The 17,583-nt window shown below is 57.4% G+C and carries 12 protein-coding genes; 3 read left to right on the top strand and 9 right to left on the bottom strand.

Annotated elements, in window-relative coordinates; all coding sequences use genetic code 11:
* Positions 1–39 precede the first annotated feature (39 nt).
* The 6 genes from C1N60_RS00995 to C1N60_RS01020 form a co-directional block, all read right to left on the bottom strand.
* On the bottom strand, positions 40–594 hold the full coding sequence (locus C1N60_RS00995) for a DUF1120 domain-containing protein (RefSeq protein ID WP_394521282.1): 555 nt from the start codon (positions 592–594) through the stop codon (positions 40–42).
* Between the two features lie 15 nt (positions 595–609).
* Complete coding sequence (locus tag C1N60_RS01000; protein WP_394521283.1) at positions 610–3,015, bottom strand: fimbria/pilus outer membrane usher protein; 2,406 nt, start codon at positions 3,013–3,015, stop codon at positions 610–612.
* A gap of 12 nt (positions 3,016–3,027) precedes the next feature.
* Complete coding sequence (locus tag C1N60_RS01005) at positions 3,028–3,714, bottom strand: fimbria/pilus chaperone family protein (protein ID WP_394521284.1); 687 nt, start codon at positions 3,712–3,714, stop codon at positions 3,028–3,030.
* Between the two features lie 75 nt (positions 3,715–3,789).
* Positions 3,790–4,479, bottom strand: a complete 690-nt coding sequence (locus C1N60_RS01010; RefSeq protein ID WP_278428113.1) for a DUF1120 domain-containing protein — start codon at positions 4,477–4,479, stop codon at positions 3,790–3,792.
* Between the two features lie 769 nt (positions 4,480–5,248).
* The gene (locus C1N60_RS01015) at positions 5,249–5,425 is read right to left on the bottom strand and encodes a hypothetical protein (RefSeq protein ID WP_394521285.1); all 177 of its coding nucleotides are present in this window, start codon (positions 5,423–5,425) and stop codon (positions 5,249–5,251) included.
* Between the two features lie 296 nt (positions 5,426–5,721).
* Positions 5,722–6,324 carry a hypothetical protein gene (locus C1N60_RS01020; RefSeq protein ID WP_394521286.1) on the bottom strand — a complete coding sequence of 201 codons (603 nt, stop codon included), beginning with the start codon at positions 6,322–6,324 and terminating at the stop codon, positions 5,722–5,724.
* A gap of 248 nt (positions 6,325–6,572) precedes the next feature.
* Between C1N60_RS01020 and C1N60_RS01025 the strand changes: the two genes are divergently transcribed.
* Entirely contained in the window at positions 6,573–7,199 is a 627-nt protein-coding gene (locus tag C1N60_RS01025; RefSeq protein ID WP_058770944.1) for a response regulator, read from the top strand.
* A 2-nt stretch (positions 7,200–7,201) separates the two neighbouring features.
* On the top strand, positions 7,202–10,825 hold the full coding sequence (locus C1N60_RS01030; RefSeq protein WP_394521287.1) for a response regulator: 3,624 nt from the start codon (positions 7,202–7,204) through the stop codon (positions 10,823–10,825).
* A 423-nt stretch (positions 10,826–11,248) separates the two neighbouring features.
* On the opposite strand, the gene C1N60_RS01035 is transcribed toward C1N60_RS01030, so the two are convergent.
* Positions 11,249–12,652 (bottom strand): autotransporter domain-containing protein, encoded by a 1,404-nt coding sequence (locus tag C1N60_RS01035; RefSeq protein WP_394521288.1) that lies wholly within the window; start codon positions 12,650–12,652, stop codon positions 11,249–11,251.
* A gap of 148 nt (positions 12,653–12,800) precedes the next feature.
* On the bottom strand, positions 12,801–16,472 hold the full coding sequence (locus tag C1N60_RS01040; protein ID WP_394521289.1) for a S6 family peptidase: 3,672 nt from the start codon (positions 16,470–16,472) through the stop codon (positions 12,801–12,803).
* 178 nt (positions 16,473–16,650) lie between these two features.
* On the opposite strand from C1N60_RS01040, the gene C1N60_RS01045 reads away from it, so the two are divergent.
* Positions 16,651–16,998, top strand: coding sequence for a hypothetical protein (locus C1N60_RS01045; protein ID WP_394521290.1), 348 nt, complete (start codon positions 16,651–16,653; stop codon positions 16,996–16,998).
* Here C1N60_RS01045 and C1N60_RS01050 read toward each other — a convergent pair.
* Entirely contained in the window at positions 16,963–17,523 is a 561-nt protein-coding gene (locus C1N60_RS01050; protein ID WP_394521291.1) for a hypothetical protein, read from the bottom strand. The genes C1N60_RS01045 and C1N60_RS01050 overlap by 36 nt on opposite strands.
* Positions 17,524–17,583 lie beyond the last annotated feature (60 nt).

Genomic DNA, 17,583 nt, shown 5'->3' on the forward strand with positions numbered 1-17,583 from the left:
GCGCCCGTTGCGGGAATGGCGGAGCGGTGCTGCGCGGGGTTAGTGCAGCAGCTCCAGGGTAAGTCGTGCTTCACTACTGCTGAGCTGGGTGGCGCGCGCCGCGCTCTCCGGCAGCAGCGGCGTGATCTCAACCTGCGCGGTAAAGGTTTTGCCCTGCTGGATCGCGCCACCGCGCACCGCGACAAAAGTCTCACCGGGTTGCAACGCAATGCTGTTGCTGCTGGTGGCCTGCGCATTGCCGCTGCGCATCAGCTCTGCGGGCTGGCCGTCAACGCGGGCATTGAAGAGGCGAATCTTCACGCTGCCGCGTTCGCCATAGCGAAATGCCCCGTTCTGTGCGCGGTCGCCGCGTAGCGCCAGCTTCATTGCCTGGCTGTAGGGGCAGGCCACCGCCAGCGTCAGTTCACGGGTACCGGGCGAGAGCTGACCGGCTCCTGCTTCATCCAGCTGATAGCGGGTCTGGTTGCCAAAATTAATCTCCGGCATGCCCAGCGATAAACTGCACTGGCTGTCCTGCAGCATCGGCGGCAGGCTGGCGAGCGCGTTCTGGCACAGCAGCAGCGCTAACGCCAGCGCTGAAAAAGGGTATTTCATGGGTTTGTTTCCTTATCAGCTACATTGCGCGCTGGCGGTTTCATACAGGCTCGCTTCGGTAGGTTTTGGCGGCAATATCAGGTCGAAACTGCACAGCGTTTCGCCACCGACCTGCACATCCATCCTGCCGCCATCGCCAGCATCCGGAATAAATACCGCACCGTCGGCACCGACAGCAGTTACGAACAGGTTTTGTGGATTAAATACGCTGGCACCGTATGGCAGCGGTTTACCGGCCTTGTCTTTCACATCCACCAGCACGCGGCGAGTGCGCACCACGTCAAAGGCGATATAACTTACTGAGCCGCGCGCGGCGCTGGTTTCCTGCAGCGCATTCACGATATCGACATTCTTTTTCAGGCTGCGCGTATCAATCTGCACATCAGAACGGCGGAAAGTGTTCAGCGACGGAATCACCGCGTAGCCACGGCCATCGGTCCAGGTCGGGCCGCCTGGCGTTTCAATGCGTACGCCACTTTCGTCACCAACTTTGGCGATGCCGAAGGTATCGCTGATGCGATACGGCGACAGCGTAACGCCATGTTTGTGCATTGCCACGCCGCCGCTGGCACGCATCGACCAGCTGGTATTGCCGTCATTGCTATTGCTCAGGCTGCCGCCGAGCTGACTGACCGGCGTCACCATATCCATCGCACCGGTGACGCTGTTGCGCTGGCTGTGGAAATCTCGCTCGCTGCTCAGCGACCAGCTGCGATCCTGGCTCAGGCGATTGCTGTAACGCGTACCGGCACGGCTGCCGTTGCGCTGGCTATGGTTCACGTAGCTGCTGACGGTTTGCGCATCGCCGAACGGGATGTTGAGCGTCATATAAATACGATTGTCCGGCGTGCTGTAGCGGCCGCCGTTATCCCGCGAGGCATTGATGCTCAGATAGGCGCGGTCAAACGATTTCGTCCAGCCCGCGTTCAGGTAGTTGATGCTGTCACCGTCGAAGGTGCGGCTGCGCGCCCACGACAGCGACAGCGAACCGAAATCATCCAGCGCCCAGCCGATACCCGCACCAAGCTGGTCGCGCGCGCGGCCACGGTTATCCTGCTGATTGCGCTGCAGGCTGTCGCTGAGTTCGCGATAGCCGCTGGTTTGCCGGCTGGCATTGAAACTTAAGCTCACCCGTTCACTCAGCTGCTGGCTCAGCGAGGCATCCAGCGCCACGCCGCGATTACCGTGCTGCGCATCGTCCGCCAGCGTGGTTTGCAGACGGGTAATGGTGCTGTCCAGCGGCTGACTGGTCACGCTCGCCGCCACGGCACGCCACGGATTAGAGCCCATCACGCCCGCTGTTAAGGTATTACGCGGCGACAGGCGCCAGCCGCGCGAGGCGGTAGCCAGCCACGGAGCTTCAGCGCTACCGTTTTGCTCCAGTTTACCGATGCCCACCGACAGGCCATTGGCGCTGGCGGCGCTAAGCGGTAGCGAGGCCGCCGGTACGACAAATTCACGCTTTTCACCCTGACTGCCGGTCACGGTCACCTGCAGATCGCTGCGGGTATTCAGCAGTGAGAAGCCTTCAAGCCGGAACGGGCCGGCCGGCACCGTGGTGCTGAACACCAGCGCGCCCGACTGACGCACTTCGACCACCGAGGCGCTGCTGGCGATACCTTCCACCAGACCAGCACCGCCCTGTTTTTCCAAGGACAACTCGGGAAAAAGCTGTATGCCCAGCACCTGGCCGCTGCCAAACAGTGAGTTGACGAGGTTGATCTGACCGGCCTGCAACACTTTCTGTGAGGCTGCCAGCGTGCGCTGTGCGTAGGCCGCCTGGTGGCGCAGTAAGTTTTCCCCGTTAAAGCGCGTCAATGTCTGACGACTGCGCACAATCCAGTCGCTGAAATTCATCCCGGCCTCGCTGTCCAGCTGCATATAGCTAACGCCAGCAAAGCGGCCAGCGGAATCCATATACTGCGCATCGTAATTGAACAGACCGGCGACGCCGCCGTGCTGCCAGTCGCCGCTGTCATCGGCGGCGGCTAACGCCTGCTGCGGCACAATCAGCGTCAGACGCTCTTCACCGGGGTCAGTGTGCAGTTCCGCCTGCGGCCACAGGCTGTTCAGGCTGATGCGTTCACCATCGGGTAAACTTTTGGGCACCACCAGCTTCGCCTGCTGCAGAAAAGCACGATCGATACAAGGTTCACCCTGCTCGTCGAAATGCACGCGAATGCGGCCGCGTTCGCTGCCGTTAACGCGCAGATTGACGGGGTTATCACCGGCCATAAAACGTGGTGCGTCTTTAAAATGGACTGCCAGACGGGGATCGACGCCGCGCGCCTGCAGTGAGGCGAGGTCAAACTCTACCGGCTCTGCACCCTGGGCGGAAATGCTGCCCAGCGCCTGCATCAGGGCGAGGGCCAGTAGGCTGGGACGCAAAATGTGCGGTTTATTTTTATTATGTTGTGGCACGGCTCACCCCGCTTACCGCGTCAGCGGCGCGTCATAGGTATCCACGCTAAAACCCCAGGTGGTGGCGGGGGAAATACGTACCTGCGCAGCGTTGCTGACTTTTTTGCTGCCTTCCGGCTGCAAAGTAAATTGCTGGCCCGGCAGTACATAGTTATTGGGTAATTGCCAGACGGTATTATCCGGCAAGGTTTGTACCGCCTGCGCCAGACGGACTACGTAGGGCGAATCGTTTTTCACCTGCAGCGTATTACCATTAAATTGCCAGCTGAGGCGCTTCCACGGTGACAGATCTTTCTCCAGGCCGGCCGGGCGAATAATCACCGGCAGATTCTGGCGTACCGTCATGCGCACTTCACTTTTCCCTTTTTCCTGCGGCGGAATACCTTCAACCGTCACGCGCTTCAGGCGCTCGGTTTTTAACGAGGCGTTGCTGTTCAACATAAAGCGTACGCGCTGGGTTTTACCCGGTTCGACGCGTGCTGCGGGGGGTGTGACGGTTAGCAGCGTCTGCTGATCGTCGGGAATGTTTTGTAAAGTAGTTAACAACAAAACAGGAAAGTCATCGGTGTTTTTTATATTTAATACCCCCTCACCATCGCGCTCTTCAATGATAACGACTGAAGAGTCCGGTAACACCCCCGTGGCGTGAGTGAAAAAAGATATTGTGCTAAGAAAAATAATCATTGATGATTTTTTCATAGATTTAAAGGACATCATTTCTTCCTGGTTGTACAAAGACGCAAGAAAAGCCGGATTTCTCCGGCTTATAAAAAATTAAAGGTAAACCAGTTCCAGAGTAGCTGAGCCATCCAGTACAATTGGCTTGGTCAGATCAAGTTCTGAGCTTTTGTTAATATATGATTCAACTACGATATCGTAAGAAAAAACTTTTGCTGCTACAGGCACAAGTTCATTAGTCTTGGACATTGAATTCAGCCAGGTTTTGTCAGCTTGAGCCACTAATGCATAACCGTCATTCCATGACGTGCCTTTATTGTCCGTAGAGATAATTTTTGCTGCGGCACCATCAGCCATACCATTTCTTAAAATGGCGCCCCAGCCGCCAATGAGTTTATCATTTGATTTACCAAGGCCCATTGTAGGAAATTGGTCGCTATTAAAAAGTTTTACTCCCTGAGAAGGATATGACCTTTCTTCCCATTCTCCACGACCGGGAACAGTACCTACACGATTATTGGTAACATTTATGGCCATTTTAGCTGGTGAATCACAGGTGATAACTAAGTTACTCGATTTTTGTGAAAGAGTGGTATAGGCATCCTCTTTCAGACTTTCCGGCGAGATAACGCCATAATCAATAACACCACCACCAGCGATGTTGGCTTTACAGGCGATTGGTGCAATAGTGCCTTTAATTGTCAGATCTACACTTTCAGCCATTACGTTTGCACTGGCAGCCAGAACAGCGATCGCACAGGCGGTTTTCATCATGTTTTTCATCATTTCTATTTCCTTTGTTGTGTTGAATGACCTTCTTCCCTGATTGATAAAATGGAGAAGGTTTTGCTGTGAAAACATCAGAAGGTTAATGTCGTTTTCACAAGGTTATTGAATTCAGTATTTAGCCGCTGAAATTACATTCTCTTTCATCCGGCTGTTTTTTATTGCTTTGCATTCAGTGAATGGCTAAGCGATGAGGTTATAGTAATGCTGTTTTTATTTAATTCCCATGCGAATGTTCATCGGTGGTCTGTAGTCCTTGTCTTAATAATTAAACTGAGAATTCTGATGCGCCCGTTTAGACTTTTAATGGTTGTGTGTCAATTAAGACCGGTCTGTAATTTTTATTATCCTGCGAATTAATGGTTGTGTAATTATTTCGCTGCGCTGTTTGGTGCGCGGTGTTATTGCTGCGCTGTCCAGGTGCGCATGAATGCGCACCCTACAAAGTTGTAACGCTTTTGCATTGTGCGGCTTATGGCGCGAGTCCGGCAGCCGCACCGTAGTAGATTGCGCAATGAATTGCGCCGCTACGGTTTGTGCGTGTTGTTATTGCTGCGCCGTCCGGGTGCCAGATTGTTCATTCGCACCGGTTGCAGCGGTTTATGGCTGCACCATTCAGCTGCCCGGTTTCCAGACCGCAGGTTTCGTAGCGGCATTATGGCTGCGCCATTCAGGTGCCCGGTTTCCAGACCGCAGGTGTCGTAGCGGCGCGATTTATCGCGCGAATCCGCCAGCCGCACCGCGGTAGGTTGCGCAATAAATTGCGCCGCTACGGTTGGTGCGTGTTGTTATTGCTGTGCCGTCCGGGTGGCAGATTGTCCAGTCTCACCGGTTGCAGCGATGATATGGCTGCGCCATTCAGCTGCCCGGTTTCCAGGCCGCAGGTGGCGTAGAGGCGCGATTTATCGCGCGAATCCGCCAGCCGCACCGTAGTAGATTGCGCCATGAATTGCGCCGCGACGGTTTGTGCGTGTTGTTATTGCTGTGCCAACCGGATGGCAGATTGTTCATTCGCACCGGTTGCAGCGGTGTTATTGCTGCGCCATTCAGATGCCCGGTTTACAGACCGCAGGTGGCGTAGCGGCGCGATTCATCGCGCGAATCCGTCAGCCGCACCGTAGTAGATAGCGCAATAAATTGCGCCGCTACGATTGGTGCGTGTTATTGCTGCGCTGTCCTGGTGCGCATGAATGCGCACCCTACGGATTCATATACGCTTTGCGACGTGCGCTTTCCTGCTGCTTAAATCGGGCGGCGGCCGGTGCAGGCCAGCATCGCGTTCAGCGTGGGAAACCCGCTGCGCGCCAGGCTGTTGACCTTGCTGCGGCTGATCTCACGCGGGTGCAGGCCCATTTCACGCGCAATGCGTGCTGGCTTCATGCCGCGCAGCAGGGCGCAAATTACGCGTTTTTCGCGTGCCAGCGCATTGCGGCCCGGAGCGGCGTAATCGTAGCGCGACGGTTTGCGTTGCAGCTGCTGGCTCACGCTGCGCTGCAGTACCTCAGCCCGATCGTTTTTGCTCATCACCGTAGAGAACCCGGCGGCCACCAGCGTCTGACGCATTGGCTCGGTCTCTTCATCCAGCAGAATCAGCGTATGACCTTTAAACCACTCGGGAATCAGCAGCAGCTCGGCCAGGCCGGCGGCGTCACGCGGCAGTTCGGTAATCAGTAAATCGGCGTGGTTGAACATCAACTCTTCCGCTACCGTTTCCGGCGCAATCTGCAGCGTTTGTACGCTGCAATCCGTCAGCGGCTGGCACAACTCACGTAAACCGGTCAGCGCAAAATGGCAGCTGAGCGCAATAATGATTCTCTTCGGCTTATTATCACTGCCTGCTTTCACTGGAATCTCCTTTCCCATATTTACGCCCTTACATTTAAATACAACTCATATTGTTCGCAGAGTAATTAATTCGCGATGGTCAGATCTTACGATTAAATTACGCACAGGGATATGGGAATGTTCATCGGTGGTGTGTAGGACGCGACCTACGTTTTGTTATTTGATTGTGGTTGATTCAGGGTTGAATTTATTAGTCTAATAGTCAGGTAATTAACTTTTCTCTTTAAGGTCACGTCAGGAAATAAAACATGGCGAAATTTATTGTCGTCGACGATCATCCTATGGCCCGCATGGCGGTAAGCTTTCTTCTTGAAAAAGAAGGGCATAGCATGGTCGCCGAAACCGATGATGGTTATGAAGCGCTGCAGCTAATCGACCAGCATTATCCGGATATCGTGGTGATGGATATTGATATTCACTCGCTGAACGGCATCGAAGTGGTTAAAGCGCTGCGTGCTAAGAGTTTTCCGGGTATTATTATTATCGTCTCAGGTAAGAATCAGAACTTTTATGCGGTACAGAGTGTGCGCTGCGGAGCGAATGGTTTTATCAGTAAAAAGGACAATTTGCCGGAAATCATCACCGCAATTCGTGCAGCGCAAAGTGGCTATGGTTACTTCCCGCTGGCCGGTATTAATGTGCCGGCGGAAGAGAATCACATCCACTCCGATAAGCAGCTGCTGGAATCGCTGTCGCCGCAGGAATTTCAGGTGTTCACTTATCTGTTGAAGGGGCTGGATAACATGCGCATTGCTAACCGCATGAATCTCAGCAATAAAACCGTTTCAACTTACAAAGGCCGTTTGCTGGAGAAATTGCACTGCAAAAGCCTGCGCGATCTCTTTGCCTTCGCCAATCGTAATCATATGGAGTAGCGATGCTGCGCCTGGTCACTCTGCTTCTGCTGCTGTTGAGCCCGCTGCTGGCCGCCCAGCCGCAGCCCGAAATATTTCAGTTGTTCAGCCGTGACAAGCTGGCACCGATGCATATTGAGTTGAGCGGTGACGAGTGGCGCTGGCTGCGCATTAAACATGAGCTGCGCATCGCGGTGTGGACACCGGAGCTGCCGCCTTACCTGATCTATCAGGAGGCAGCGGGCAGCGGCAACAGCGTGGAAGGGATTTACGCCGATTATCTGCAACTGCTGGCGCGTAATCTTGGCGTGCAGGCGGTGATGGTGCGTTATCCCAGCCAGGCGGCGGCGCAGGCAGCGGTGAAAAGCGGCGCGGCGGACGCCTTGTTTAGCTCACCGGGGCGCGAACTGCACGATGCGGCGGCCTTCAGGGCAACAGACAGTTTTCTCATTAATCGTCCGGTGGTGATCGCCGCGGAGAAGCAGGCCTCACAGCCGGTGCCCTACAATGCACCGCTGCGCCTCGCCATGCGTGAAGGCTTTCTTACCGATGCTCAAATCAAACAGCATTTCCCTGACGCCACCATCGTGCGTTATCCCTCCAGCCAGGCGGCGCTGGCGGCAGTGGCCAGTGGCGAAGCGGACTATGCGCTCGGCAGCCTGCTGGCGGCAGCATTTCTGATTGAGCGCAGCTATGTCAATCAGCTGGCGCTGGCAGCGATTTTGCCGGAAGACGCGCTGTACGGCAGCCGTCTGGTAGTGAAAGCCGATAATCAGCCGCTGTTGCAAGCGCTGAATGCCGCCATCGCGGCTATTCCCGGCGAACAGCATCGGCTAATTTCGCGGCAGTGGACGCAGCGGCCGGACGTCTGGCGTTTGCAGGATCCGCTCAGCCTGACGCCGCGCGAGCAGCAGTGGCTGCAGCAGCATATGCAGGTGAAAGTGGCGTTCAATCCGTTCTCTGCACCGCTGGCGCTGCTGGATGAGCAGGGCGAATTTCAGGGTATCAGCGCCGATCTGCTGCATCTGATCCAGCTGCGCACCGGGTTGTTTTTCACCCCGGTGCCGGCGTATTCGTGGCGTGACGGCGTACAGCAGCTGGAGCATCATCAGGTAGCGATGCTGGCAGCGATGGCGCAGGATGGCGGCCATCAGGAGGCAGTGCGCTTTACCCGGCCTTACCTGAAGGTGCCGCTGGTGCTGCTGGTGCCGGACCAGCCTGATGCGCCGCAGGCGCTCTATCCCGGCATGAAGCTCAGTATCGTCAAAGGCAATCCGGCGCGTCAGGCGCTGCTGGATCGTTTCCCCACGCTGCAGCTGTCTGAAGTGGATAACGCCAGCCTGGCGCTGCAACTGTTGCAGGAGGGCAAGGTCGCCGGGCTGATCGATAACCAGCTGAGCGTGAACACGTTACTGGCGCGCTACGCGCAGCAACCGCTGAAGATCGTGTCGCGTCTGGCGCTGCCGCCGGTGGAGCTGAGCTTTGCCGTCAGCCGCGATCAGCCGGAGCTGCTGAGCATTATTGATAAAGCGCTGGCCGACATTCAGCCGAGCGAAATCTCGCTGATTGCCAGCCGCTGGCAGGGCACACCGCAGACCACGCGCACCACCTGGCAGCTGTACCGCGCGCAGTTTTACGCCATCACTCTGCTGACCGCGCTGCTGCTGATCGCCTGTCTGGCGTGGGTTAACTATCGCGGCAAAGAGGTGAAGCATCGCCGTCGCGCAGAAGCTGACCTGCAGGCTGAACTGCGCTTTCGTGATGCGCTGCTGAATGGCCTGCCAACGCCGGTCTACGTGCTGGATCGCAACTGGAACGTGGTCAGTGCTAACGGTGCGTTTCAGCGCTTTTTTGCCGGCGTCGACGCGCAGCGCCTGAGTTTTTCGCTTTACGATCAGCGCCATCCGCTGTCGCCGCTCATCAGCAAACTCTATCCGCTGATGAGCCCGGAAGCGGTCAACGATCCGGAGCTGGTGGCGCTGGCGCACAACAGTCTGTGGGGCGATACCGCCCAGGATCTGGAAATTGAGATCGAAAACGGCAGCGAAGCGCGCATGGTGCATCACTGGGCGCAGGAGCAGCGTGATGCGCAGGGCAATATTACCGGGCTGATCTGCGGCTGGCAGGATGTCACCGCCTACGAACTGCTGATGCTGGCGCTGCAGGCGGAGAAAAAGGTGGCGGATGAGGCCAACCGCGCCAAGAGTTCGTTCCTCGCCACCATGAGCCATGAGATTCGCACGCCGATCAGCGCCATCATCGGCCTGCTGGAGCTGGAAGGGCGCAAACAGCGCGACAACGAAGCCATTCAGATCGCCTACGAGTCGGCCAACACGCTGCTGGGGCTGATTGGCGATATCCTCGACATGGCCAAGATCGAGAGCGGTCAGCTGGAGCTGATGCCGGAGTGGGTCAGCACCGAGCAACTGGTGCTGCCGGTGGTACGGTTGTTTGACGGCATGGCCAGCGGCAAAAATCTGACGCTGCACTACCACAGCGACACGCCGCCGGGGCTGGAAGTGTTTATCGATGCCGCGCGCTTCCGCCAGGTGATCGCCAATTACATCAATAACGCCATCAAGTTTACCCACGAAGGCGGCGTCGAAGTGCGGGTGATCGGCCATGAGTGGGAAGATGGCTCGCTGGAGCTGGAAATTGAGATCGAAGACAGCGGCGTGGGCATCAGCGCTGTCGACCAGGCCAAACTGTTTCAGCCGTTTGCCCAGACCGAAGAGGGACGCAAGCAGACCGGCACCGGCCTTGGCCTGGTGATCAGCGCCCAGTTGCTGGAGAAGATGCAGGGCACCATGAACCTCAACAGCCAGCCGGGACGTGGCACGCTGATTCAGCTTAACGTGATGATGCCGGCACGCCGGGCGCGCAAGCTGCTGGAGAAAACCCGCGTGGCGCGCAGCCGTGCGCTGCCGCAGCTGAATATTCTGGTGGTCGACGACCATCCGGCCAACCGCCTGCTGCTGCGAAGCCAGCTCAGCGAGCTGGGCCAGCAGATCAGCGAAGCCAGCAGCGGCGAAGAAGCACTGGCGCTGCTGGCGCATCAGGCGTTCGATCTGATTATTACCGACTGCAATATGCCGGGCATGAGCGGCATCGAACTGACGCAGACCCTGCGCCGCAGCGGCAACGCGGTGAAAATTTTTGGTCTGACGGCCAATGCGCAGTCGGACGTGCGCGTGCGCTGCCTGGAAGCGGGCATGAACGCCTGCCTGTTTAAGCCGCTGAAAATTGACAAGCTGGCCGAGCTGCTGAGCAGCAACGAGCCAGCCGCCGAAGTGCCGGCGCTGGATTCGCTGCTGTCGCTCGAATCGCTGCGCGCCATGGTGTATCACGACGATGCGATGGTGGCGAAGATGCTGGCGAAGGTCGGCGAGGAGAGCCGCAACGATATGCAGCAGTGCTGGCGCCATTTTGATGCACAGGACTGGCCGGCGCTGGCTTCATCGCTGCATCGGCTGGGCGGATCGGCGCAGATCATTTACGCCGGCGAGATCGATGATCTGTGCGGGCAGATCGAGCGCGCCTGCCAAAGCGCTGAAGATCAGGAGGTCATCCGCGAAGGGCTTCTGCTGCTGGAAGAGAAGCTGGATACGCTGAACCAGTCGGTAGTGCATTATTTGCAGGCGTCGTGATGGAGTAGTGCGGTAATTGAAATGCGCGATAAATCGCGCCGCTACGGTTTGTGCGACGGGACAGTGCAGAGATCGCATCCGCAGATGGCGCGACTTATCGTGCAGATATCCCTTCCATGTGATGCCGCTGATAACCGCACGGGTTGTAGCGGCGCAATTTATCGCGCATTCCGCCGCGGTGCGGTAATTGAAATTGCGCGATGAATCGCGCCGCTACGGTTCGTGCGACTGGACAGTGCAGAAATCGCATCCGCGATGAATCATGATGGCGTGATTTCTCGCGCAGATATCCCTTCCATGTGATGCCGCAGATAACTGCACGGGTGGTAGCGGCGCAATTTATTGCGCATTCCGCCGCGGTGCGGTAATTAAAATTGCGCGATAAATCGCGCCGCTACAAAAATTTGCATCCTTTTAAATTGTTTAAAACGCCACTTTCACGCCGCTCAGCACATTCCAGTCGCTCACGCCGGGGCGATCCAGCCGCTGCTGCACCTGCAACTGCGTGCCGATCTCCACGTTTTCATGCAGCTGCCAGCTGACGTAACCGCCCAGCTGGGCGCTGTGGCGGGCGCGCTCAATCGGCAAGCCGCGCATATCACCGGCATCCAGCGTATTCTGCCTGCCGCTGTGCCAGACATAACGCGCCTCCAGCCCCAGCTTCACTGACGACAGCGGCTGATAATCATACTTAACACCGCCAGCCAGGCTGTACTGCGGCGTCAGCTGATAGTTCACCTGCGCACCCTGTTGCTCGGTAAAATCAGCAATATGCAACCACTGCACACCGGCTGCGGCCAGCGGCATCAGGCTATGCGCATCCTGCTGCCAGCGCCAGCCCGCTTCTGCACCGATATTGCCGCTAACGGCGCTGATCCGCGCCACTTCACCCTGGGTTTCATGGCGTAAGGTGCCGCGATAATGCGTCAGCCCCAGCGGTATCTCCAGCTGCCAGCCCTCAGGCGGCTGAATGCCGATCAGCGCATTAATGCCCTGGGTTTGCATACGCAGCTGGCTGCGTCCCGACGGCGTATCCGACAGCATAGTCACTACGCCTTTATGCACGCCCGCACTGAAGGCCAGTGGGCTCTGTTCCGCTTCCGGCGTCCAGCGCGCACCCAGCATCCAGCCCTGATAGCGGCTGGTGGCATCGCTATTGCCCTGCGCACTGCGATAGCGCTCGCCGCCGCTATAGCCATAGACAAACAGGTTGTGATGATCATCCAGGCTCATCTGCCGGGCAGCGAAGTGGAAGCGGGTTTGCATGGTGTCGTTGAGGGCATACAGCATGTTGGGTAGGGCGAGATAGGTCGGGATTTGTGGCGCGGGTGTGAGCTGTGGCGGTTCCGGCTCAGGCGGTGGAGGTGGCGGCAATATGACAACTTCGCCACGACCGGGTTCGGGTGCTGGTGTCACGCCTTCCGGTGTATCAATTAACTGAGGAATGCCATTGTCTGGCTCACCGGTCACAACCACGTTTTGTAACCGGTAATACCACAAATGATGGCTGTTGTTGCCGGCCAGCACGCTGCTCCGCACCAGGCCCGAGGTTGCCGGATTGATCTCATCAAACCACGAGCCGCGGGCGATCATTTTCCCAAGCTGTTTAATCCCTTCGCCGGTCTGGCGGCTGGCCTGCGCAAGCAGCGGCAGCTCAGGGATTTCCTGGGTTGATGGACCATGAAAGGATTCCGGTGGGTGCGGAATATTCGCAGCGTTAACGTTATTATTTTGTAATGGTGAAAATGCAGGGTAGCGCTCATCAGCGAATGCAGGAAGGCTATAACAGAACGTACTGATCACCAGCGTCAGCGGGGTAAGTTTCATATTCTCTTCCATGGATGAAAATAGCGAGAATCGCAAACCTAAAGCGACCGACTAACGTGGCAATTAAGTTTTGTCTGGTTTTTTTTCAGAAAAGCATAAAAAAGCCCGGTAAGACATGTCCCGGGCTGATGCGTGATGAGAGCCGCGATTAAAAACTGATTTTCACACCGGCCTGCAGATTCCAGTCGCTGATGCCTTCCTGCGTCAGGCGCTGCTGGCCCTGAAGCTGGGTGTTAAGCTCCAGATTATCCAGCACCTGCCAGCCGGCGTAACCGCTGTACTGCAGGCTGTTGCCGCCGCGTCCGGTGGCGAAGTGCGCCGCCTGCTGGCCGTCACCAATCGCCACCCGATCGCGCTGGCTGATGCGCTGCACGTAGCGCGTTTCCGCGCCCAGCTTCAGCTTCTCGTTGAGGCGGAAGTCGTATTTTACGCCGCCGGAGAGCTGCCACTGCAGCGGATTATCGTAGCTCACCTGTGCGCCGTCGCTGTCGGTGAAATCATTGATATCGAGCCACTGCGCATCCACACCGGCCACCGGCGTTAGCGCATGCGCGCCGGACTGCCAGCGCCAGCCGCTCTCGAGCCCGAGGTTCGCGCCGCGCGCTTTCAGCTGCGTCACGTTACCGCGCAGATCCGTGTTGACGCTGCCGCGGTACTGCATCACGCCAACCGGCACGGCCAGCTGCAGGCCCTGATCGGGCTGCCAGCTCAGTAGCGCACTGGCGCCTAGCGTATCAATGCGGGCGTGACTGTTGCCGTCACGCGCTTCCGGTGTGATGCTCAGGTTGCCTTTATTGACGCCGACACTCAGCGCCAGCGCGGACTGCAACGGGAAGCGGCTGCCAATCATCCAGCCCTGATAGCGGCTGTGGAAATCGTAGCCGTAATCCATAAAGCCGCCCGCACTGTGATAGCGGTCGTCACCGGTGTAGCCGGACACAAACAGATCCGGACGGCCCTCTGCGCCCGCCTGCTGCGCGCTGCTGCTGAACAGCGCTTGCAGATTGTGTGTCACGCTGTGGAAGGCGGCGGGCAGCGAGATGTAGGCCGGCACCTGCGGAATCACCGCCGCGCGTACCTTGCCTGGCTCCGGTTTTGGCTCTGGCTGCGGCACCTGCGGATTTTCCGGTTCCGGTTCCGGCTGCGGTTCTGGCTCGGGTTGCGGTTCAGGCTCCGGCTCCGGCTCCGGCTCCGGCAGGTAAGGTTCACGGTTATCCCCTTCCGCCAGCAGAATGTTTTGCAGACGGTAATCCCAGAACTGATCCCCTTCGCCCGCCACCAGACGCTCATCGCCACTGGCGCGGCCCGGTGCGAAGGCGTACAGACCGTAAGCCCAGGCGCCGCGCGCCACATAGCTGCCGGCCAGCTGGACGCTGTCGGCGTGCGCCTGGCCGCCGACCTGCACCAGCGACACGCCTTCAGTGTTATCCGCTGCGCCGTTGTGGTTGCGATCGCTATCGATCCAGCTGGCCTGCGGTTTTACCGTCAGCCACAGCGGCGCATCGTCCGGCTGTTGTAGATCGCCATCGATCAGCAGGCGATCGCTGGCGTTATTGCGGAACGCGGAGTTCAGCACCAGCGCCGTGTCGCGCCCGTGACGCAGATCGCCAAGGCGCATGGCCGACCAGCTGTCCGGCGCATTGTTCCAGCCCGGTGCCAGCGTGACGTTATCGGCGAGGCTGGCGTGATTGATGACGCCGCCGCCGGAGAGCAGCGTGCCGGCGGCCATGTTCATCGGCGTGTGCAGCTTGCCGCTCACTTCCAGCTCGCCCTGCTGCACCTCAACGCCCTGCTGGTTGCTGACGTCACCGCTCAGCGTCAGCCGGCCGTCACCGCTTTTAATCACGCGGCCCTGGCCACTGATATTGGCGCTGATGGTGGAAGCCAGCTCGCCCAGCGTGCTGACGTACTGCGCGATGTCAGCAATCAGGCTGGAAGCGGTGCCGCTCAGGTTGATGTCGCCGGCCATCGTGGATCGGCCCAGCACGTTAAGCGTGGCCTTGTCGGCCAGCGTGATGTCGCTGGTAACGTGAGCGTGCTCAGCGACGGTTAGCGCGGCGTCATGCGCCACCTGCAGCTGGTTGATGTGATACGTTTTGTCCTGCCAGTCATTGGCAAAGAACACCTTCCCGGCATGCTCAACCTGTTCGCCGCTCAGCGTTAGCACACCGTCGGCCACCGCCAGCTGATTAAGCTGCGCGCCGCCGGCCAGCTGCCAGCGCTGATGGGTGGTCACGTTGAGGTTATCGCGTGAGTCCGCTTCGCCCAGCTCGCCGAGGAACAGGCGGTTATCGCCGGTGAGATCGAGATGCGCCAGCGTCTGACTGCTGTTAACGATGCGCGCGCCGCTGTCATTGTGCAGGATATCGTCGAAGGTCAAATCGTGACCGTTAACGTCCAGCGTACCGCCGCGATAGCCGAAGCGGATGTTGTCAGTGCTTAACTGATCGGCGCTGTTGAGCACCACGGTCGGGCGGCCGCTGAACAGGGTGACGGTGGAGAACGCCTGTTTACGTCCCCGCGCGTCGGCCTGCTGGTCAAGGATGACCGTGCCGTCGCCGACGTTAAGCGCGCCGGGATTGATGCCGCTGGCGTTAACGTGCAGCGTGCCGGCGCCGATTTTGTGCAACGCATCGTCCTGCAGGCCGTTAACCTGCCACAGCACAGTTTTGTCTTTGTCGACCTCAACGCCGCCGCCGACCCAGCTGAAGTTGCCGTCGCCTGCGGCGCGCAGGGTGTAGTCGTTCGAGAAACGCAGCAAGCCCGCGCCGAGGTTGACCGACTGCGCCAGCTCGATGATGCCACCGTCGCCGTTAAAGCGCAGATCTTTGGTGGCATTGAGCTGATCATTGCTGGCTTTGGCGGGTGCGGTTTCTGCCTGAGCCTGATCAAGCCCGTGCCATTGCCAGGTTTTGCCATCCTGCATAATGCTATCACCGCGCCATTCGAGGGTAGTGCCGCCGCTGTCTTCAACATCAGCATCCCTGACGGAATCCAGTACCTCCTGCACATGCTTTCCATTAATTAATTCACTGGCAAAGGAATAATTGTAGGTAGTCCCCCCATAGCCACCAGAATGGACAGCGAACTGTACCCAGCGTTTTTCTACACTGTCCCAGGCAAACACCGGGCTACCGCTATCACCTCCACGGGTACCAATACTTAACAGGGAAAATGAGGGGTGATCAGGTGAAAAAATTCTCCACTTAATGTAGTCCTTATAAAAATTCGTAATGGCGCCGGGTTTAAAGGTTCCACCGGTGTTATAGACGTAGGCGCCATCGATAGGTATCAATTTACCGCTTTCTGGATCGTCGATTTGCTGATAACCCGCACCCAGGCGGGCAAATACGGTATAGCGACTGCGATTCGCTAATAATTCTTCACCGCCGATGTAAGGCGAAGGCGCGCTTTCGACGACCACCTTATTAACCCGCGGTAAATGAAAGTCTCGCGTAGGATCATTATTGTAATTAATGCCACGGTAAGTCGGCGAAAATTTGGCTTTTTTGCCTAAATTCAACGACAGAACATATCGAACATGTTTGGCACCTGTGACAAAAGATGGCGCGATAAATGAGCTGAAACCCTCGTCGCTGACCATGCTAAAGTCCGGCATCGGCACGTCCAGTACATAGCCTTCAAAGGTGCCGTCTTTGCGATAGAGGGGAATATCGGTGGCACCGATAGCATATTTGCCCCGGTTTTCGGCAAAATCGCGGTATTCCTGCACGTCAATGTCATGGCGCATAATCCCGGCATAGGGTGAACCGCTAAGGCACAAGGTACCAATCAGCAGCGCCAGCTGGCTTTTTTTCATGATGTTCATTCCCTGAATGACGAGGAAAATTGAGCGGGCTACTTTATAAGCACATCGGTGCATTCCCCGTTAAGCCTCGTCTCAATCTGCCGGAGAAAAGCCTGAAAATGGCGTGCGGCATGGCGCGGTGAATCTGTTAAGATCGCGGCGTTTTCTTTTTCAGCTGGTCAATAAATCCATGTTAAAAATCAAATCCCTGCTGCCGCTGCTGCTGGTTATCAGTGCGCTGATCTGGTGGCTGATGCCGCATTACAGCGATGAGGACAAGGCTTACTACATCGCGACTTTTTGTACGCTGACCCATGACGGCCGCGATAACAGCGCACAGGCGATGCAGCAGATTATTGAAGGCGGTAATTCGGATTACGCGCTGCAGAAGATTCATTTCCAGTCCGGGCTGGCGGAGCATCTGCAAACGGTGTGGCAGGATTTGTCGCCGCAACAGCAGCAGCAGGCAAGGCAGGACGCGTTTGTCTGCCGCCAGTTGTTTTCAGATAAGCTGCTGCCGGGCCAGCCGGTGCGCTGAGGAATAAAAGGGTTTCACCGGCCGGACAGGCACGGTGCGGCGGAACATCAGCGCGATAAATCGCGCCGCTACAATCTGTGCGGTCGACAGGCACCGAAATGACATTTTGCACGTACCGTAGCGGCGCAATTTATTGCGCAATGCCTGAATGGACACGGTGCACCTCAACATCAGCGCGATAAATCGCGCCGCTACAATCTGTGCGGTCAACAGGCACCCAAATGATATTTCGCACGTACCGTAGCGGCGCAATTTATTGCGCAATGCCTGAATGGACACGGTGCACCTCAACATCAGCGCGATAAATCGCGCCGCTACAATCTGTGCGGCCGACAGGCACCGAGATGATATTTCGCACGTACCGTAGCGGCGCAATTTATTGCGCAATGCCCGGATGGGCACGGTGCGGCGGAACATCAGCGCGATAAATCGCGCCGCTACAATCTGTGCGGTCGACAGGCACCGAAATGACATTTTGCACGTACCGTAGCGGCGCAATTTATTGCGCAATGCCTGAGTGGGCACGGTGCACCTGTGCATCAGCGCAATAAATCTCGCCGCTTCTACTCACGCGCTTATAAATAT

This window comes from Pantoea sp. SGAir0184, from assembly GCF_043544755.1.